21 protein-coding genes and 1 other RNA gene are annotated in these 17174 nt (G+C 69.4%); 11 read left to right on the top strand and 11 right to left on the bottom strand.

All coding sequences use genetic code 11. The features are described 5' to 3' along the window. Positions 1 to 136 precede the first annotated feature (136 nt). Together tpiA and ASF49_RS18170 are read left to right on the top strand one after the other, a co-directional pair. Positions 137 to 901: a triose-phosphate isomerase gene (gene tpiA / locus ASF49_RS18175; RefSeq protein ID WP_056476214.1), complete on the top strand. Its 765-nt coding sequence runs from the start codon at positions 137 to 139 to the stop codon at positions 899 to 901. A 96-nt stretch (positions 902 to 997) separates the two neighbouring features. Then, positions 998 to 1756: a GNAT family N-acetyltransferase gene (locus tag ASF49_RS18170; RefSeq protein WP_056476211.1), complete on the top strand. Its 759-nt coding sequence runs from the start codon at positions 998 to 1000 to the stop codon at positions 1754 to 1756. A 21-nt stretch (positions 1757 to 1777) separates the two neighbouring features. On the opposite strand, the gene ASF49_RS23850 is transcribed toward ASF49_RS18170, so the two are convergent. Continuing rightward, a complete protein-coding gene (locus ASF49_RS23850; protein ID WP_056476417.1) occupies positions 1778 to 2230 on the bottom strand; it encodes a nuclear transport factor 2 family protein in 453 nt (150 codons plus the stop codon). Between the two features lie 298 nt (positions 2231 to 2528). On the opposite strand from ASF49_RS23850, the gene secG reads away from it, so the two are divergent. The 6 genes from secG to ASF49_RS18135 all read left to right on the top strand — a co-directional run bounded on the left by secG (position 2529) and on the right by ASF49_RS18135 (position 7542). After that, positions 2529 to 2957, top strand: a complete 429-nt coding sequence (gene secG / locus ASF49_RS18160) for a preprotein translocase subunit SecG (protein ID WP_056476208.1) — start codon at positions 2529 to 2531, stop codon at positions 2955 to 2957. A gap of 246 nt (positions 2958 to 3203) precedes the next feature. Continuing rightward, on the top strand, positions 3204 to 4832 hold the full coding sequence (locus tag ASF49_RS18155; RefSeq protein ID WP_056476206.1) for a CTP synthase: 1629 nt from the start codon (positions 3204 to 3206) through the stop codon (positions 4830 to 4832). 19 nt (positions 4833 to 4851) lie between these two features. Further along, the gene (locus ASF49_RS18150) at positions 4852 to 5250 is read left to right on the top strand and encodes a DUF350 domain-containing protein (RefSeq protein WP_056476201.1); all 399 of its coding nucleotides are present in this window, start codon (positions 4852 to 4854) and stop codon (positions 5248 to 5250) included. Positions 5251 to 5432: 182 nt separating this feature from the next. Then, positions 5433 to 5999: a DUF1190 domain-containing protein gene (locus tag ASF49_RS18145; RefSeq protein ID WP_162240981.1), complete on the top strand. Its 567-nt coding sequence runs from the start codon at positions 5433 to 5435 to the stop codon at positions 5997 to 5999. Beyond that, positions 5999 to 7162: a glutathionylspermidine synthase family protein gene (locus ASF49_RS18140; RefSeq protein WP_056476193.1), complete on the top strand. Its 1164-nt coding sequence runs from the start codon at positions 5999 to 6001 to the stop codon at positions 7160 to 7162. The genes ASF49_RS18145 and ASF49_RS18140 overlap by 1 nt, the downstream gene beginning before the upstream one ends. 77 nt (positions 7163 to 7239) lie before the next feature. Further along, a complete protein-coding gene (locus tag ASF49_RS18135; RefSeq protein WP_056476189.1) occupies positions 7240 to 7542 on the top strand; it encodes a hypothetical protein in 303 nt (100 codons plus the stop codon). 28 nt (positions 7543 to 7570) lie between these two features. Here the strand turns inward: ASF49_RS18135 and ASF49_RS18130 are convergent, their stop codons facing one another. The 3 genes from ASF49_RS18130 to ASF49_RS18120 form a co-directional block, all read right to left on the bottom strand. Then, entirely contained in the window at positions 7571 to 7801 is a 231-nt protein-coding gene (locus ASF49_RS18130) for a hypothetical protein (protein ID WP_056476185.1), read from the bottom strand. 175 nt (positions 7802 to 7976) lie between these two features. Beyond that, positions 7977 to 8888, bottom strand: a complete 912-nt coding sequence (locus tag ASF49_RS18125; RefSeq protein ID WP_056476182.1) for an alpha/beta fold hydrolase — start codon at positions 8886 to 8888, stop codon at positions 7977 to 7979. Beyond that, positions 8888 to 9901, bottom strand: coding sequence for an SDR family oxidoreductase (locus tag ASF49_RS18120; protein WP_056476180.1), 1014 nt, complete (start codon positions 9899 to 9901; stop codon positions 8888 to 8890). The genes ASF49_RS18125 and ASF49_RS18120 overlap by 1 nt, the downstream gene beginning before the upstream one ends. A 190-nt stretch (positions 9902 to 10091) precedes the next feature. On the opposite strand from ASF49_RS18120, the gene ASF49_RS18115 reads away from it, so the two are divergent. From ASF49_RS18115 to ASF49_RS18105, 3 genes are read left to right on the top strand one after another with little or no spacing between them, the layout of a single operon-like run. Then, complete coding sequence (locus ASF49_RS18115; RefSeq protein ID WP_056476414.1) at positions 10092 to 10544, top strand: DNA polymerase III subunit chi; 453 nt, start codon at positions 10092 to 10094, stop codon at positions 10542 to 10544. Positions 10545 to 10584: 40 nt separating this feature from the next. After that, the gene (locus tag ASF49_RS18110) at positions 10585 to 12138 is read left to right on the top strand and encodes a S10 family peptidase (RefSeq protein WP_056476177.1); all 1554 of its coding nucleotides are present in this window, start codon (positions 10585 to 10587) and stop codon (positions 12136 to 12138) included. A gap of 10 nt (positions 12139 to 12148) precedes the next feature. Next, positions 12149 to 12526, top strand: coding sequence for a hypothetical protein (locus ASF49_RS18105; RefSeq protein ID WP_056476172.1), 378 nt, complete (start codon positions 12149 to 12151; stop codon positions 12524 to 12526). Between the two features lie 9 nt (positions 12527 to 12535). Here ASF49_RS18105 and ASF49_RS18100 read toward each other — a convergent pair whose 3' ends face one another. The 7 genes from ASF49_RS18100 to ASF49_RS18075 form a co-directional block, all read right to left on the bottom strand. Further along, entirely contained in the window at positions 12536 to 13549 is a 1014-nt protein-coding gene (locus ASF49_RS18100; protein ID WP_056476169.1) for a peptidoglycan -binding protein, read from the bottom strand. Position 13550: 1 nt separating this feature from the next. Then, the gene (locus ASF49_RS18095) at positions 13551 to 14546 is read right to left on the bottom strand and encodes a MotA/TolQ/ExbB proton channel family protein (protein WP_056476166.1); all 996 of its coding nucleotides are present in this window, start codon (positions 14544 to 14546) and stop codon (positions 13551 to 13553) included. A gap of 138 nt (positions 14547 to 14684) precedes the next feature. Then, a complete protein-coding gene (locus ASF49_RS18090) occupies positions 14685 to 15506 on the bottom strand; it encodes a TIGR00282 family metallophosphoesterase (protein ID WP_056476163.1) in 822 nt (273 codons plus the stop codon). 9 nt (positions 15507 to 15515) lie between these two features. Further along, a complete protein-coding gene (locus ASF49_RS18085) occupies positions 15516 to 16124 on the bottom strand; it encodes a 5-formyltetrahydrofolate cyclo-ligase (protein WP_056476160.1) in 609 nt (202 codons plus the stop codon). Next, a non-coding RNA gene (gene ssrS, locus ASF49_RS23280) (6S RNA) lies at positions 16114 to 16271 on the bottom strand. Before ssrS ends, ASF49_RS18085 begins: the two co-directional genes overlap by 11 nt. A 78-nt stretch (positions 16272 to 16349) precedes the next feature. Beyond that, a complete protein-coding gene (locus ASF49_RS18080; protein ID WP_056476157.1) occupies positions 16350 to 16709 on the bottom strand; it encodes a cell division protein ZapA in 360 nt (119 codons plus the stop codon). 35 nt (positions 16710 to 16744) lie between these two features. Then, entirely contained in the window at positions 16745 to 17026 is a 282-nt protein-coding gene (locus tag ASF49_RS18075) for a DUF4164 domain-containing protein (protein ID WP_056476155.1), read from the bottom strand. Positions 17027 to 17174: the final 148 nt, after the last annotated feature.

Here is a 17174-nt window from a genome sequence, read left to right as displayed (position 1 = left end):
CGTCGTTTCTGGGAAAGCCGCTCGCGATAGACCATCCGCGCTGTCACCGCAAAGGGCGTTCGCGGTTTGCGCCGCCCAGGAGGCTCTGTTAGGGCCGGCGCAACCGCGAAGCGAAGCCATATCAGTGAGGAATGGGATGACGAAGTCGGGGCGACGGCCGTTGGTTGCCGGCAACTGGAAGATGAACGGGCTGCGCAGCTCGGTTGCCGTGGTCGAGGCCGTCCGCAATGGCCTGACCGCCGACCTCCTCGAGACCGTCGACGTCCTGATCTGCCCGCCCTCCACGCTGATCGCCTCGTGCGTCGCGGCGACCTACGGATCGCCCATCGCCATCGGTGGCCAGAACCTGCACGCGAAGCCGAGCGGCGCCTTCACGGGCAGCATCTCGGCCGAGATGCTCGCCGATCTCGGCGCCTCCTACGTCATCGTCGGCCATTCCGAACGCCGGGCCTACCATCACGAGACCGATGACGGCGTCCACGCCAAGGCGCTCGCCGCCCGCCGCGCCGGCCTCTGCGGCATCATCTGCGTCGGCGAGACCAAGGAGGAGCGCGAGGAGGGCCGGACCCTCGACATCGTCCGCGCGCAGCTCGCGATCGGTGTGCCGAAGGGAGCCACGGCGAAGGACACGGTCATCGCCTACGAGCCGGTCTGGGCGATCGGTACCGGTCTGACCCCGACCCCCGCCGACATCGCCGAGGTCCACGCCTCGCTGCGCGAGATGCTGGGGCAGCTGATCGGCGCCGAGGCGCAGGCGGTGCGAATCCTCTACGGCGGATCCGTCAAGCGGAGCAACGCCCGCGAGTTGATGGCCGTCGAGAACGTCGACGGCGCCTTGGTGGGCGGCGCCAGCCTCGTCGCCGACGATTTCCTCGGCATCGCCCGCGCCTACCTGCGCTGATCGGCTGTCGGGACGCTTCGCGGTCGCGGTTCCGAGCGGTCGTGCAGGAGAGTCCACCTCGATGACGGAGTCCACGTCGATGACCCGACGGCTGAGATGATCTGGCGGTCGGACGAGGATCGTGCCTGGGCCGTCGAGGAGGCCTGCCGCAACGCCCGGCCTTCGCCGCTCGAGATCGCCCTCGGCGGCTGGATGCTGCGGGCGTCCGGCGGCCCGACGCGGCGGACGAACTCGCTCAATCCCCTGCGCGGATGGCGCGACGACCCCGCCGTCGTCATCGCCGAGGCGGAGACCGTCTACCGCAGCCTCGGTCGGCCAATGATCGTCCGGGTGCCCGATCTCGTGCCGGAGATGGATCTCATCCTCGACGATCTCGGGTTTGGCCGGGAGGGCGAGACCTGCACGCTCTTCGCCGAGCTTTCTGCGCGCGAGACCGGCCCCTTCGAGAACGTTCGTCTCGCCGACGCCCCGGACGCGGCGTGGCTGACGGCGCGGGCGGCCTGCGAGGGGGTGGTGTCGGACGCCGCCTCGACGAGCTACCGCGCCTCGATCGACTGCCTCATCCTGCCGAGGATGTTTGCCCGGCGGGTCGAAGCGGACGTCACGGTGGCCGTCGCCTACGGCGCCGTGCACCGCGGCATCCTCGTCTTCGAATCCGTGGCGACTCATCCGGCCCACCGCCGGGCGGGACACGCGCGCAGCCTGATCCTGGCCCTGATGGCCTGGGCGCGGCGTCGGGGAGCGACTGGGGCCTGCCTGCAGGTGGTCGCCGAGAACGCGCCGGCCCGTGCCCTGTATGCCGGCCTCGGGTTTTCCCGCACTCTCTACGGCTATCGCTATCGGCGCCGAGATTGAGCCTCCCGGCGCGACGGCCCCTTACAACTTGAAGGCTTGGCGTGCCAGCAGCCGCCAGCGACCGTTGTCCCGATGCCAGACCTGAAGCACGCCGATATGCACGGGTCCGGTCTTGCCGTTCGCGACGGTCTCTCCGTCGAAGACGTGGCGGACCACCGCGTCATCCCCGACGACGGAGGCGGTGCGGTTCGTCAGGGTGATCGTGGGGAAACGGGAGCGTCCGCTGGTCAGCGCCTCCACGAAGGCGGACTTGTCCTGCACGGCGCCGCTCGAATGGCCGTAGCTCAGACCATCGAGGACCAGCGCGTCCAGTGCCGTCCCATCCGCGGCCAGCATGGCCTGCGTCAGGGCATCGACCGCCGCCTCGACCTCCACCTCGGGACCGGCCGCCCGCACCGGGAGCGCGACGAGACAGTGAAGGGCGAGGACGAAGCCGAGCAGGGCTCCGAGTACGGATGAACGGTGCTTGGCCAAGACGTTCGCCTTCCGCAAGGGGGGATTCGGCGCCCCGCCCTCTGAAGGCAAGGCGTGACAGAATTCGGTCCGGAGCCAGCATAGACCCGGCCAGCCCCGATGGGGACAGTGCTCTTCCTCGGATTTTCCCATTGTCCGGTGTCCCGACGGCGCATCGGTCCAGTTGGCGCGCGGGGCCATCTGGTGTATGGCCCCGCGGATATGTCGACGGTGCCAGGACTCTCCGGCCCGTGGTGCTCCCGTTCCTGTTCCATCCCTTCGGAGCCGGCATGCGGTTGGTGAATCTTCCGGAAACCCGATGCAGACCGTTCTGATCTCGATCCACCTCATCGTCGTCCTCGGCCTCATCGCCGTGGTCCTGCTCCAGCGCTCCGAGGGCGGCCTCGGCCTCGGCGGCGGCGGCAGCGGTGGCGTCGCCGGGTTCATGACCGGTCGCGGCCAGGCCAACGCCCTGACGCGGGCGACTGCCATCCTCGCTGCGCTGTTCTTCACCACCAGCATGGCGCTGGCGATCCTGTCCCATCGGAGTGCTGCGCCGCGCTCGATCCTGGAAGGCACCGGGACCAGCCAGCCGGCGACGCAGCCGAATGCCGGCAACCTGCTCGACACCCTCCGGGGCCAGAGCGGCGGCCAGCCCGGCACGCCGGCCCAGCCCGGTACTCCTGCTCAGGTGCCCGAGACCGCGCCGGCCCAGCCGGCCGTTCCGCAGGCACCGCAGTCGCGCTGACGAAGCGCGCGCCGGCCCGTCGGGCACCCGTCCCGGCGAAGGCGTAGCGGCGACGGGTTCGCAGGATCCATCGGGGTCGACCGAGCGGACAATTCGTTGAGGGATGCGGCGTCCAAGGGATTGGACGCCGATCCTCGTTGAAATGCCGAGGCAACGACGTCCTCGCCGCGCATGCGCTCGCATCGCGGGGGACAGGCGTTTTTGCTGTTTGGCGAATCGTTTTCCCTTGTTTATGGACCGAGGCCCATGACGCGGTACGTATTCATCACCGGCGGCGTGGTCTCCTCGCTCGGTAAGGGTCTCGCATCGGCAGCGCTCGCTGCCCTGCTGCAGGCGCGAGGCTACAAGGTCCGCCTGCGCAAGCTCGACCCCTACCTGAACGTCGATCCGGGCACGATGAGCCCGACGCAGCACGGCGAGGTCTTCGTCACGGACGACGGCGCCGAGACCGACCTCGACCTCGGGCATTACGAGCGCTTCACCGGGCTCGCCGCGACCCGGGCCGACAACATCACCACCGGGCGGATCTACCTCGACATCATCACCAAGGAGCGGCGCGGGGACTATCTCGGCGCGACGATCCAGGTGATCCCGCACGTCACCAACGCGATCAAGGACTTCGTCCTCGAAGGCAACGAGGCCTTCGACTTCGTGCTGGTGGAGATCGGCGGCACCGTCGGCGACATCGAGGGCCTGCCGTTCTTCGAAGCGATCCGGCAGCTCGGGCAGGAGCTGCCGCGCGGCGCCACCGCCTTCGTGCACCTGACGCTGCTGCCCTACATCCCGTCCGCCGGCGAGTTGAAGACCAAGCCGACGCAGCACTCGGTGAAGGAGCTGCGCTCCATCGGCATCCAGCCCGACATGCTGCTCTGCCGCTGCGACCGGCCGATCCCCACCGACGAGCGGCGCAAGCTCGGCCTGTTCTGCAACGTGCGCGAGACCGCCGTGATCGAGGCGCGCGACGTGGCCTCGATCTACGACGTGCCGCTCTCCTACCGCGAGGCCGGGCTCGACCGCGAGGTGCTGGCGCATTTCGGCCTGCCGTCGCAGGACGAGCCCGACCTGTCGCGTTGGCGCACCATCTCCGAGCGGGTGAAGAACCCCGAGGGCGAGGTCTCGATCGCGATCGTGGGCAAGTACACGGGCCTCAAGGACGCCTACAAGTCGCTGACCGAGGCGCTGACCCATGGCGGCATCGCCCATCGGGTCAAGGTGAACCTCGAATGGATCGAGGCCGAGGTGTTCGAGCGCGAGGATCCCGCGCCGTTCCTCGAGGGCATCCACGGCATCCTCGTGCCGGGCGGGTTCGGCCAGCGCGGCGCCGAGGGGAAGATCCGCGCCGCCCGCTACGCCCGCGAGCGCAAGATCCCGTATTTCGGCATCTGCTTCGGCATGCAGATGGCCGTGATCGAGGCGGCCCGGGCGCTGGCGGGCGTCACGGACGCCAACTCGACCGAGTTCGGCGAGACGACCGAGCCGGTGGTCGGCCTCCTGACCGAGTGGCTCAAGGGCAACGAGCTTGAGCGCCGCGCCGCGGCCGGCGACCTCGGCGGCACCATGCGTCTCGGAGCCTATCAGGCGAGCCTGCGCCCGGATTCGAAGATCGCCGAGATCTACGGCACCACCGCCATCTCCGAGCGCCACCGCCACCGCTACGAGGTCAACATGGCCTATCGCGAGTGCCTGGAGGCGAAGGGCCTGCGCTTCTCCGGCCTTTCGCCGGACGGGCTCCTGCCGGAGACCGTGGAGCATGTCGGGCATCCCTGGTTCATCGGCGTGCAGTTCCACCCGGAGCTGAAGTCGCGCCCCTTCGAGCCGCACCCGTTGTTCGAGAGCTTCATCGGCGCCGCCATGGTGCAGAGCCGTCTGGTCTGATGCCTCGGAGGGGTTCCGCATGACGTCGATCGCGGGGCTGGGGCCTTTCCTGGCCTACCTGGCGGTCGCCCTTGGCCTGGTCGCGGTCTACCTCGCCGTCTACCTTCAGGCGACGGGGCATCGCGAGATCGCGCTGATCCGCCGGAACAATCTCGCGGCGGCGATCGCGCTCGGCGGCAGCCTGGTTGGCTACACGCTGCCGCTCGCCGTCTCGATCCACAACGCGCAATCGATTCTCGATTGCATCGTCTGGGGGCTGGTGGCGCTCATCGTGCAGGTCACGGTCTATCTCGCGACGCGCCTTCTCCTGCCGGACCTGTCCCGGCGCATCGAGGCCGGCGAGACCGCGGCCGCGACCCTGCTCGCAGCGAGCTCGCTCGCGGCCGGCATCCTCGACGCGGCGGCGATGACCTACTGAACCGGTCTCGGATCACGTCCTGAGATCCCTTTCCGACGGTCAGGCGCGTCACCACATCCGCAATCGGCTGGGTCATTGGACCGGCAAGGAGCTGGCCGCGATGCGCGGCCTGAACGGGAATGTCTTCGCAGGACGAGACGGGCGGGACGGATCGGGGTCGGAGCCTCAAGCGCTCCGAGACGGTGACGCTGATCCTCCTGGCGGGTGCGGGCGCGGCATCCGTGGCCCTGGCGAGGATCGATCCGAGCCAAAGGACGGAAGACATTCGCATCTATCCGAACGCGGAGGCCTGCAGCGCGGGCCGCGTGCGGACGGCCGACGAATGCCGGGCCGATTATGCGGAGGCCCTTCGGACTTATGCGACGGCGGCACCCACCTATCCGACGCTCGATCTTTGTGAGGCCCAGCACGGAATCGGGCAGTGCCGGCGACGGGACGCGGCCCCGCAACCGGGCGGCGATGCCTTCGTCCCCCTGATGGTGGCCTACGCAGTCGGGCTCACGGCGGCGCAAAAGCTCGAACCCCAACCGCTCTTCCGGAATGCCGACGCGCAACGAGGCCTCGGCCTGGCATCCGCTGCGAGCTACCGGACGAGCTGGGGATGCCCGATCGCTCCGGCCGCCGACGGGGCGAGCAGCGCCGCCAGGGTGCCCGCGGCGTCCGTCCGCCGCACGGTCTTCGGAGGCTTTGGCGCGACGGGACGCGAGGTCTGCGGCGACCCGGAAACCACGCATCACGGGGGCAGTTGATGCGCCGCGTCTTCCTCGGCGAACGTCCCGACTGGCGTGACGCCGCGACGCGCAACGGCTTCCACTTCCACTCCCTGGACGACCTGCCGTACTGGCAGGAGAGCCACGCCTACGCGTTCTCGCTGGCGGAGATCGAAGGTGACATCGAAGCGCCGAGCGCGGATCTGCACGCCCTCTGCCTGGATTTCGTCGATGCGGCCGTCGAGGATGCGCGCATCCTCGCTTCCCTTCGGATTCCGGAGCAGGTCTGGGACGTGGTGCGCAACAGCTGGCGCCGTGGAGATCCATCGCTCTATGGGCGCCTCGATCTGGCCTATGACGGCGCAGGTCCGGCCAAGCTCCTGGAATACAACGCGGACACGCCGACCGCCCTCTACGAGACCGGCGCGTTCCAATGGCTCTGGTTCGAGGACCTGCTCGCGCGCGACCGTCTTCCGGCCGGCTCCGACCAGTTCAACTCCGTCCACGAGCGACTGATCGGACAATTTCGTCAGATGCCCGGGGACGGCACCCTGGCCTTCGCCGCTTTCGCGGATGCCCCCGAGGATCGCGGCACCGTGGCCTATCTGGAGGATTGCGCGCGGCAGGCCGGCCTCGATTGCCGGTTCCTCGATCTTGCCGATATCGGCGTCGACGAGGAGGCCCGCTTCGTCGATCGGCACGCGGTGCCGATCGGCCGGCTGTTCAAGCTCTACCCGTGGGAGTGGGCGTTTCAGGATGCCTTCGCGGCGGAACTCGGTCGGACCGGGACCCGCTTCCTGGAGCCGCCCTGGAAAGCGGTGCTGTCGAACAAGGGGCTGCTGCCGCACCTCTACGCGCGCGAGCCGGGCCACCCGAACCTGCTGCCGGCCTATTTCGAGTCCGATCCGGCCAAGGCGCGCCTGGGAGAAAGCTTCGTGCGCAAGCCGCTCCTGTCACGGGAAGGGGCCAACATCCTGATGGTCGAGAACGGCGTGACGATCGTGCAGCCCGAAGGTCCCTACGGGACGGAAGGCCATATCTGCCAGGCGCTGGCGCCGCTGCCGAACTTCGACGGGCGGCGACCGCTCGTCGGATCTTGGATCGTCGGTGACGCGCCGGCCGGGATCTGTATCCGGGAAGGGGCCGGTCCGGTGACGACCAACACGGCCCTCTTCGTCCCGCATTACATCGAGCCGGCTTGAGGCTCGGGCGGAACGTCGCCAGCGCTGCTCGATTGACAGGGACCCGATACCGTCGTCGCCCTGCATGGAGCCATGGAATGCCGCCGATCTTCACCGCCGATTTCGAAACCCGTCGCGATGCCGAGATGAGCGTGGAGCACCTCGTTCAGGAGCACGGCATCGACCGGAAGGCGATCATGGTGGTCTCGGCGGGCGACCGCAACAGCGCCGGCACGGAGCAAGCCGGCGCCGATCTCGAGGATGGCCGCAACAAGACCGAAACCGAGGGCGAGCCGGCGCTGACCGGGGCGATCCAGGTTCGCGTCGAGGCCGATTCCGCTCAGCGCGGCGTCATCGACGAATCGTTCTCGACCTTCGGTGGCAAGACCCTTCAGCGCTGAGGTCGAACCTTGGAACGACGTTCGCGGCTCAGGCCGCGAGCTTCGTCATGGCCGCCTCGGCAAGCGCTTGGCCCCGCGGCCCGAACAGGTGCCGGTGGAGGGCGTCCGGGCAGTGGACGCGCCCGTCCGCGTCCGTGATTCGGACATCCGTCATCCCGGCGGTCATCAGCGACCAGCCCTGCTCCACCGCGCCCAGGATCGAGCTGTGGCGGAAGCTGATGCAACGCTCCGAGACGCGCGCGCTGACGGTGAAGCTCACGGGATGAGATCCTTGGCTGATCGCCCGGCGCCCGTTCTCAGGGCGTCGGCGGAGGGTCGGGAGAGGGTCGTCCGAGCGGCGCGCGCATCCGCGGCGCCGGTGGAGGGCATGTGCACTGCAATAATGGCTTCCGGTTGACGAAGTTTATGCAAACTCGGACGTCGCCGGAATTCGATCAGGTTTTCTGGCGCGCCTGACCGGCGATGGCCCGGGCCGCTTCCAGGACGGCTTCGGGATGCTGGTGGTGCAGCATGTGCCCGGTCCGGGAAAGGCCGGTGAAGACGGCTCCCGGGATGCGATGCGAGGCCCAGTATCCGTGCCTCGGCGTGCTGACGACGATATCGGAATCGCCGGCGAGGATGCGCACCGGAGCGCGGCAGCTGTGATAGGCGAGGGCGCTTCGGGTCAGCCCGGCCATCAGCCCCGCCGCATCCTCGCCCTCGGCCACCAGCTGTTCCGCATTCCCGACGAGCCCGAACGGGTAGGCTTCCGCGTAGCCGGGCGGCATCGTGGCCGGGAGGAACATCGTGTTCCACAGGAGAGGCAGCAGCGCAGGATCGACGGAGCGTCCGAGGAGCGCCGAGGCGAGGCCGCCACCCGGAGCCGCCCGGGGGCCGAACAGCAGGTGCTCGAGCCGGGGCTCGGGAAAGCAGATCGGCGCCAGCGCGACGACACCCGCGATCTCGTCCGGAAACTGCAGGCCGTAGGCGATACCCACCGCCCCGCCGAAGGAATGGCCGACGATGATTGGCCGCTCGAGGCCGAGCGCCCGCACGCCGTCGCGGATCAAGGCGGCCTGCCGCCAGGAATGCGCATCGGCGATGCCCTGGCGCCGGCTAAAGCCATGGCCCGGGCGGTCGACGGCGATGACCCGAAAATGCTCGGCGAGATGCGGCACCGGCCCGAGCCACATGTCCTCCAGGGACATCAGCGTCCCGTGAATGATCACGAGGGCCGGCCCCTGTCCGGCCTCGGCATAGGCCAGCGTCCGGCCGTCGTGCAGATCGATGGTCGAACGCGGGACCAGGCGCGCGGCGACACTCGGCGAGATGCGCCCGACCGGGCTGGCGACGGGTCCGAGCTCCATCAGAGCGAGCGCCGGCGGCGCCGGTTCTGCCGAGCGAGAAAGGCGGTCGCGGCGAGCCCCAGGCCGAGTCGGACCGCCGTCGCGGCCGGGTGGAGGGACGTCCGCGTGTAAACGCTGGTGCGCCGGACGTGGCCGGGCTGATCGCCGTGCGTCTCGCCGTCCTGTCCCGGTGCGTACAGCGCACCGTCCGGGTCGCGGGGGGGCTCGCGGCGCTTCTGAAAAGCGATGATCGCGGGCGCCAGCAGGTCGTAGGTGCCGGGAGAGAATTCCTTGAGGCTGGTCAGGGCCTTGCCGCTACCGCCGACCACGATGTCCCGCTCGGGATGCACGGCGGCGTGCAGGATCGCGCGCGCCACCTCCTCCGGCCGGTAGACCGGGGGCGGCAGACTCGGCTCACGGTCCATGTAGTTGCGCGCGCGGTGGGGCAACGGCGTATCGATGGAGGTGGGCTTGATCAGCGTCACCGAGATCGGTGCGCCCTCGTCGACCAGCTCCATCCGGAAGGCGTCGGTGAACCCTTTGATCGCGTGCTTGCTGGCGCAGTACATGCCCTGGAACGGGAAGGCGAGGTCGCTGGCCACGCTGCCGATGTTGATGATACTGCCGCCCCGCGCACGCAGATGATCGGCCGCGATCAGCGCGCCGTAGACCGTGCCCCAGAAATTAGTCTGGAGCAGGCGCTCGTGGTCGGCATCGGAGACCTTGCTCAGCGGCCCGTAGATGGTCAGGCCGGCCACGTTGACCCAGGTGTCGAAGCCGCCGAAGGCCGCGATCGCGCGATCCGCGACGGCCTGGACATCGGCGCGCTTGCCGACGTCGGCCGCGATTGCGACGGCGTGACCGCCCTGGGATTCGATCTCCTGCGCGATGCGCCCGAGGGTTTCGCCGCTGCGCGCCGCCAGGACGACCCGGACCCCGGCCTTCGCGGCCATGCGGGCGGTCGCGAGACCGATGCCGCTCGAGGCCCCGGTGATGACCATGACCTGATCGCGCAGCGCCTTCCGGTGTCGCATCCTGTCCAATTCCCTGCCCGTTCGCACGGATCGCCGTCGGCGTCCTCGAACGCTTACTCACGGGCGTGCCGCCGGTTCTGTTCCCGGGAGGCGCCTGCGCGGTTTTCACGCGCGGGTCCGCACGCCGGAAGCGGCGCGGTGGAAGGCGATGCCGCTGGCTTTGGCGCAGCGTATGACTACCTTGCAGGGTGTGACCGAGATCCTGTTCTACCATCTCCAGAACCAGCCCCTCGAGACGGTGCTGCCGAACCTGCTGGAGCGCTCGCTGGAGCGCCAGTGGCGCGCGGCGATTCAGGCCGCCAGCGAGGAGCGGCTTCAGGCCCTCGACGACCAGCTCTGGACCTACAGCGACGACAGCTTCCTGCCGCACGGGACCGATCGCGACGTCGATGCGGCCAGCCAGCCGGTCGTGCTGACCCTGAAGGACACCAACCCGAACGCCGCGTCGATCCGCTTCCTGGTCGAAGGCGCCGATCTGCCCTCGGACGCCGCCGATTACGCCCGCATCTGCGTGCTGTTCGAAGGCACCGACCAGGATGCCCTGTTGCGCGCCCGCGAGCAGTGGAAGGAGGCGAAGGCCGCCGGACATGCGATCGCCTACTGGCAGCAGGACGACGACGGCCGCTGGCAGAAGAAGGCCTGACGGCGCTGCCGCCTTCCAACGATCGCCGAGAGGAAACGCCATGAGACGTCTCGCCATCGGCCTCGCGGCCCTGCTTCTCGCCGCACCGCCGCTTCAGGCGCAACCTGCACCGCAGGGCGAGCGGCCGGCCGAAGCACGAAAGGCGCCCGAGCCCCGCGGCACCCAGGGTGGGAAACTCCCGGCGGACGCCGTCACCGAGCACAGCGTCACGCTGCCGGACGGTCGAGCGCTCGCCTTCACCGCCCGGGCCGGAAGCCTGCCGCTCGTCGACGAGGCCGGGAAGCTCCAGGCGGAGATCGCCTTCATCGCGTACACGCTGGCCAGCCCGGCAGGCGGCAAGAAGAGCGACTCGGCCCGCCCCGTGACCTTTGCGGTGAACGGCGGACCGGGCGCCGCGTCGGCCTACCTCAATATCGGGGCGATCGGGCCCTGGCGCCTGCCGGTAGAAGGCGCCAGCATCAGCCCCTCGGCGCCGATCGGCCTGGTGCCGAACGACGGGACCTGGCTCGACTTCACCGACCTCGTGTTCATCGACCCCGTGGGCACCGGCTACAGCCGTGCGGCCGATGGCGACGCCAAGCGCTACTGGAGCGTCGATGCCGATGCGTCCGTGCTCGCTTCGGCCATCGCCCGCTGGCTGCGGACCAACGACCGCATGGCGGCGCCGAAATTCTACGTGGGCGAGAGCTACGGTGGCTTTCGGGGGCCGCTGATCGCCTCGAAGCTCCAGGAGGAGATCGGCGTCGGTCTGTCCGGCATGGTTCTGCTCTCGCCCGTGCTCGACTTCGCCTGGCTGCAGGCGCCCCGCACCACGCCCTGGGGCCACGTGATCAAGCTGCCGTCCTTTGCCGCCGCGGCCATCGAGCGGGCGGGCGGCACGCCGACGCGCGAGACCATGGCGGACGCGGAGGCCTATGCCACCGGACCGTACCTCGCCGATCTCCTCAAGGGGCCGTCCGACGGCGCCGCCGTGGCACGGCTGGGCGACCGGGTCGGCGCCCTGACCGGGCTCGACCCGAGCTTCGTCCGGCGCCAGGCCGGGCGGCTCTCCGGCCAGAGCGTCCAGCGCGAGATCGGCCGAGACACCGGGCGGGTCGCCAGTGCCTACGACACCGGCGTGACCGGCTGGGACCCCGACCCCAATGCCGCCCATTCGGGTTTCGAGGATCCGCTGCTCACCGGGCTTCAAGCCCCGCTGACCAGCGCGATGATCGCGCTCTACAACGACACCCTGAACTACCGGGTGCCGGACCTGCGCTACGAACTGCTCAACGGCGCCGTGAACCGAGGCTGGTCCTGGGGTGGAGGGCGTTCGGCGCCCGAATCCCTCGGTGCCCTGCGCGGCGTGCTGGCCCTCGACGGCAACATGCGCGTGCTGGTCGCCCATGGGTACACCGACCTCGTCACACCGTACTTCGCGTCGAAGCTCCTGATCGACCAGATGCCGGCCTATGGCGGCGGACGCCTCGACCTCGCCGTGTACCCGGGTGGTCACATGTTCTATTCCCGGCCCGATTCGCGCGCCGCGTTCCATCGGGACGCGGCGGCTCTCTACGCGGCCGCGCTCAGCGCGCGGAATCCCGCTCAGCGCTGAGGATCCTGCCTTGCCCGTTTCGAAACGACCGCGCCTGATCGTGCTGGCTGCTCTGGCGGCCGGTGGCCTGTCCGCCTGTTCCAGCACCGAGCGCGCGGCGCCCGCTCCGATCCCGGTCGCCCTGCCCAAGCCCGTGCCGGCACCGACCTTCCAGGGTCCGGTCCTGACCGGGGAGGGGACCTGCACCGCGCCGGCACCGGTCGGAGCCGCCGCGATCGAGATCGGCATCGGCGAGTGCGACCTCGTCCGGCTGAAGGGCAAGCCACCCACCGATGTGCTGGTGGGAGAGGGGCGCGCCGGCCGCGAGGTGCAGGTGCTCTACAACGAGCCCGGTGCGAAGGAGCTGTACTTCTTCGTCAACAACCGGCTCGACCGGATCGTGAAGTGAGACGCAGGCTCAGCGCTCGGTGAGCTTCATCTCGATGCGGCGGTTGCGGGCATAGGCCTCCTCGGTGGTGCCGGCCTCGATGGGCTGGAACTCGCCGAAGGCGGCCGCGAGGAGGTGCTGGGGCGGGATGCCCTTGGCGACCATGGCTTGGACCACCGCAATGGCGCGCGCCGCCGAGAGAGCCCAGTTCGACGGGAACTGCGCACTGGCGATCGGCCGGGCATCGGTATGGCCGTCGATGCGCAGCACCCAGGGAATGTCGGCCGGGATCTGCTTGGCGAGGTCGAGAATCGCGCCGGCGATGCGGTCGAGCTCGGGACCGGCCTCCGGTTTCAGGCTGGCGGAGCCGGCCGGGAACAGCACCTCGGATTGCAGCACGAAGCGGTCGCCGACGATGCGGATGTCCTGCCGGTTGCCGAGGATCTGGCGCAGGCGGCCGAAGAAGTCCGAGCGGTACCGCGCCAGCTCCTGCACCTTCTGGGCAAGGGCCACGTTCAGGCGGCTGCCGAGATCGGCGATTCGGGCCTGGCTCTCGCGGTCCCGGGTCTCGGATGCGGCGAGGGCATCCTCCAGCGCCGCGAGCTGCCGCCGCATCGCCGCGATCTGCTCGTTCAGCAGGTCGATCTGCGAGACGGCCCGGGCCGTGTTCGCCCGCTCCGCCGCCAACTGCCGGTCGACCTCGCCCTGGCGCCCGGCCGAGCTCTCCGACGCCTCGGCCTGGGACTTCAGGCGGTCCCGCTCGGCCTGCGTTCCCAGCAGGGTGCTGCGCAGCGACGAGGCCTGCTCCTCCTGCGTCTTTCGGGTCGAGCGCTCGAGGGCCAGCAGCTCCGTCAGGTCGGAGATCTGGCGGTTGAGGCGGGTCAGCACCGAATCGCGGCCGCTGAGCTCCTGGGACAGGAAGAACTGGCCGACCACGAAGATCGTGAGCAGGAAGACGACGGCGAGCAGCAGCGTCGCCAGGGCGTCGACGTATCCCGGCCAGACGTTCAGGCTCCGGTCGCGGCGACCGCGCGTCGAGGCCATCTCAGGTCCGCTCGCGGCCCAGGCGCTCGAGCACCTGCTTCAGCTCGCGCTCGCGGGTCGCCTGCGCCTCGACCCAGTCGCGAATCATCTGCTGCTCGGCCCGCATGTGCTGCACGAGCCCCTGGATGCCTTCCGCCAGATTCGTCATGGCCTGGGTGGCGACCCGCCCGTTGGCGCCCTCCGCCACCACGCTGGTCAGGCGGTCCACGGCCTCTTTCAGTTCGCGGGCGCTGGCCGGGTCCTGTGTCGGAAGTGGCGCGGCTTGCGCCTTCGCCGGGGCCGCGACCTCGACACGACCTTGCGGTATTTCGCCGGAGAGGAGCCAGTCCTCCAGCTCGTTGTGGAAGCGCGCATGCGCCTGCCCGGCCTGCAGGTCGAGGAAGCCGATGATCAGCGAGCTCGCGAGGCCGAACAGGGAGGCCGAGAAGGCGAGGCCGATGCCGGAGAGTGGCACCGCGAGGCCGTTCTTCAACTCGTCGAACATCGCCGCGGCCTCGCCGCCGCCACGCATGGTCCTGATCACCGAGCCGACCGCGCTCAGTGTGTCGATGAGGCCCCAGAACGTGCCGAGGAGGCCCAGCAGGATGAGGAGACCCGAGACGTAGCGGAGGATCTCCCGGCCCTCGTCGAGGCGGGCTGCCGCGGTGTCGAGGAAGGCACGGTTGGTGGGCAGGGTCGTCCCGTCGTGCCGGGCGGCGATGGCGGGTGCCAGCGGTGCCATCAGGGACGGCGGCCGGCCCGGGCTCTCGCCGGCCGCGACGGCGTTGACGTAGTTCGCCTCGCGATAGAGCCGCACCACCTGCCCGAAAGCGAGCAGGACGGCGATGAGCAGGACGCCGAGGATGAGCCCGTTCAATCCCGGATTGGCCAGGAAGGCCGGCGTGATCTGACGGAACAGGACGAAGGCGAGGAACCCGACCAGGATCAGGAAGACCAGCATCCGGACGAGATAGATGCCTGGCTTGGCGATCGTCGCGGGTGCGGGTGGGGTCGCCATCGGCTCGGGCACACTCTCAACGCGGAACTGGCGGCCCGGCGCAGCGAGCGCGCGGACGCGCCGGCACATTGCAGGGTGGTTCGGCACCGATCAAGTCGCCAGTGGCGTCGGGCCGTGGATGGTTGCCCGTTGCGCCGGCTAATCCCACGCCCGCGGCCAGGTCTCCTCCAGATGCGGCCCGAGGCGCACGGCGGCAACGCTCTTCGCCAAGCCCGTCGCGTCGTCGGTCTCGATCGCGATGCCGCAGAGCGTGCCCTCGCCCTGAGCCGCTTCGAGACGAGCACCCGGCGTTTTCTGCAGGAAACGGCGCAGTGGCTCGTCCTTCTGCATGCCCAGGATCGAATCGTAGTCGCCGCACATGCCGGCGTCCGAGAGGTAGGCGGTGCCGCCAGGCAGGATCCTGTGATCCGAGGTCGGCGTGTGGGTGTGGGTACCCACGACCAGGCTGGCACGGCCGTCGAGAAAGTGGCCGAAGGCCTGCTTCTCGCTGGTCGCCTCGGCATGTACGTCCACGATGACCGCGTCCGCCACGGCGCCGAGGGGGCAGGCTGAGAGTTCGCGCTCGGCCGAGGCGAACGGATCGTCGAGAGCGTCCATGTAGAGGCGGCCCATGACGTTGAGGACGAGGACGCGGGCGCCCTTATGGGTCTCCACCACGGTAGCGCCTCGACCCGGAGTGCCCGGCGGATAGTTCGCAGGCCTCACGAGGCGCGTCTGGCGCTGGATGAAGACGAGGGCCTCGCGCTGATCGAAGGAATGGTTGCCGAGGGTCACCGCGTCGGCCCCCGCCTGAAGGAGTTCGTCGCAGATCGCTTCCGTGAGGCCGAAGCCGCCGGCGGCGTTCTCGCCGTTGATCACCACGCAGTCGAGGCGCCAGCGCTCGCGGAGGGCGGGAAGACGGTCCGAGATGACGGTGCGGCCGGGACGGCCCACCACATCGCCGAGAAAGAGAATGCGCATCGCGGAAAGTCAGGTCCGTATCAGCGGAACCGGGCCCGCTTCGGTGACGAGATGATCGAGCGGCTGATCGTGCGGCTCAGAGGGGACTTCATCCACCGCCTGGACCGAAAAGGCCACGCCGATCGTCAGCACCGGACCATTCCGGGACAGGCGCTCGATGGCCTGGTCATAGTAGCCGCGTCCGTAGCCGATGCGATGGCCGCGTCGGTCATAGGCCGCCAGCGGGACGATCAACGCCGTGGGATCGAGGGGCGGCAGGACGTCGTTCGGTTCGCTGAGACCAAAGCGCCCAGCGACCAGCGTCTCGCCTTCGCGCCATTCGCGAAAGACGAGTCCCTCGGGCGTGACCTTGGGCAGGGCGATGCGCTGTCCGCGCGCGAATAGCAGGCGAGCGAGCGGACGAGGATCGACCTCGCTGCGGATCGGCCAGAACGCTCCGACGATCCCGGCTTCGGCCAGTGCGCCGATGGCCATCACCGTCGTGGCGATGCGCACCGAGCCGGTACGGCGATCCTCCTCGGGGAGGGCGTCGCGGCGGGCCAGGGCCTCGGCCCGAAGAGCCGCCTTGTGGGCGGAGATGGCATGTCCGGCGGGAAAGGGGTCTGAGTGCGGAGCCACGTGAGCCGTTGGAGTGTCGATCCCGGGAAACCTACAATGTAGGTGGGCGCCGTGTTGGCCAAGTCCAGGGACGAGGCCAGGGACAGCTCCCTGGGGAGTCGATAAGGCCCCGGGGAAAAGTTCTCCTGACGGACCCGGCAGCCCCGCTATCCCCATGTAGCGTCGGCCTACGGGGAGCGCCAGGGGGGCGCCTCGTCGCCTGGCGGAATTCCGGCCGCTGCGGTTTCACCCCGCGGAAATGACATGCGCGAGGCGCTCGATCCGCTCGGCGCAACGCACCAGGCCTTCCGCGAGCCGTTCCTCCTCGGCCGCACGCAAGGACTCGCCCGTTTCCACCGTCGCCCGGAGGGCGGCGACCTCTTGCTCCAGGGCAGCGAGACGCCCCTGCGCTTCCTGCAATTCATCCGCCTGCATCAGAGCCGCCATCACGTGGAGGCGCATGTCACCGATCTCGCCGAAGGATCGGCGCATCTCGGTAATGCGTCCGTCGAGCCCCTCGGCGAGGGCGGTAAGGTGTGCCTCCTCGCCGTCGGCGCAGGCCATCCGGTAGTTCTTGCCGTCGATGGTGACGTTGATCTGAGGCATCGGTTTCGGATCGCTGAAGCGTTGGATTTCATGGGTTAGCGGCTGCCGTGGGACGGGGCCAGCATGCCCTCGACGGCATCGATCGCCCGCCCGAGGCGGTGGTCGACATCTGCGGCGGTCGCCTCGACTTCGGCGAGGCGGGCGCTCGCGGCATCGAGTTCGGCGGCGAGTCGCGCCCGATCTTCACCCATGATCGCCAGCTCGGTCTCGAGGTCGCTCGGGTCACGCTCGGCCTCGAAGCGCTGGGTGACGGCGACCTCCAGGCGGGAGAGCACGGCCTCCAGGCGCTGCAGCGCCAGATCGATGGTCTGGCTCACGGATGAATGCCCCTTTTCTTCAACAACGTTCCACCGGCCGAACGCTAAGCGGGACTTCGGTTTTACCGGACGGACGCCCCTGCGCCATGCCGGGATGGGACAGGGTATCCACCGGGAAAGGGTTATCCACCCCGTGTGGCGTGCCATG

The sequence above is a fragment of the Methylobacterium sp. Leaf104 genome, from assembly GCF_001422885.1.
Classification (GTDB): Bacteria; Pseudomonadota; Alphaproteobacteria; order Rhizobiales; family Beijerinckiaceae; genus Methylobacterium.
Note: the sequence above shows the minus strand (reverse complement) of the source record. Positions and strands in the feature narration are given on the sequence as shown.

Coding starts and splice junctions, on each gene's coding strand:
- ASF49_RS18125 (WP_056476182.1), bottom strand. CDS start 8,888: ATGGAGCTCGGACCCGTCGCCAGCCCGGTCGGGCGCATCTCGCCGAGT.
- ASF49_RS18110 (WP_056476177.1), top strand. CDS start 10,585: ATGAGACGTCTCGCCATCGGCCTCGCGGCCCTGCTTCTCGCCGCACCG.
- ASF49_RS18120 (WP_056476180.1), bottom strand. CDS start 9,901: ATGCGACACCGGAAGGCGCTGCGCGATCAGGTCATGGTCATCACCGGG.
- secG (WP_056476208.1), top strand. CDS start 2,529: ATGCAGACCGTTCTGATCTCGATCCACCTCATCGTCGTCCTCGGCCTC.
- ASF49_RS18090 (WP_056476163.1), bottom strand. CDS start 15,506: ATGCGCATTCTCTTTCTCGGCGATGTGGTGGGCCGTCCCGGCCGCACC.
- ASF49_RS18170 (WP_056476211.1), top strand. CDS start 998: ATGATCTGGCGGTCGGACGAGGATCGTGCCTGGGCCGTCGAGGAGGCC.
- ASF49_RS18100 (WP_056476169.1), bottom strand. CDS start 13,549: ATGGCCTCGACGCGCGGTCGCCGCGACCGGAGCCTGAACGTCTGGCCG.
- tpiA (WP_056476214.1), top strand. CDS start 137: ATGACGAAGTCGGGGCGACGGCCGTTGGTTGCCGGCAACTGGAAGATG.
- ASF49_RS18155 (WP_056476206.1), top strand. CDS start 3,204: ATGACGCGGTACGTATTCATCACCGGCGGCGTGGTCTCCTCGCTCGGT.
- ASF49_RS18140 (WP_056476193.1), top strand. CDS start 5,999: ATGCGCCGCGTCTTCCTCGGCGAACGTCCCGACTGGCGTGACGCCGCG.
- ASF49_RS18095 (WP_056476166.1), bottom strand. CDS start 14,546: ATGGCGACCCCACCCGCACCCGCGACGATCGCCAAGCCAGGCATCTAT.
- ASF49_RS18150 (WP_056476201.1), top strand. CDS start 4,852: ATGACGTCGATCGCGGGGCTGGGGCCTTTCCTGGCCTACCTGGCGGTC.
- ASF49_RS18135 (WP_056476189.1), top strand. CDS start 7,240: ATGCCGCCGATCTTCACCGCCGATTTCGAAACCCGTCGCGATGCCGAG.
- ASF49_RS18080 (WP_056476157.1), bottom strand. CDS start 16,709: ATGCCTCAGATCAACGTCACCATCGACGGCAAGAACTACCGGATGGCC.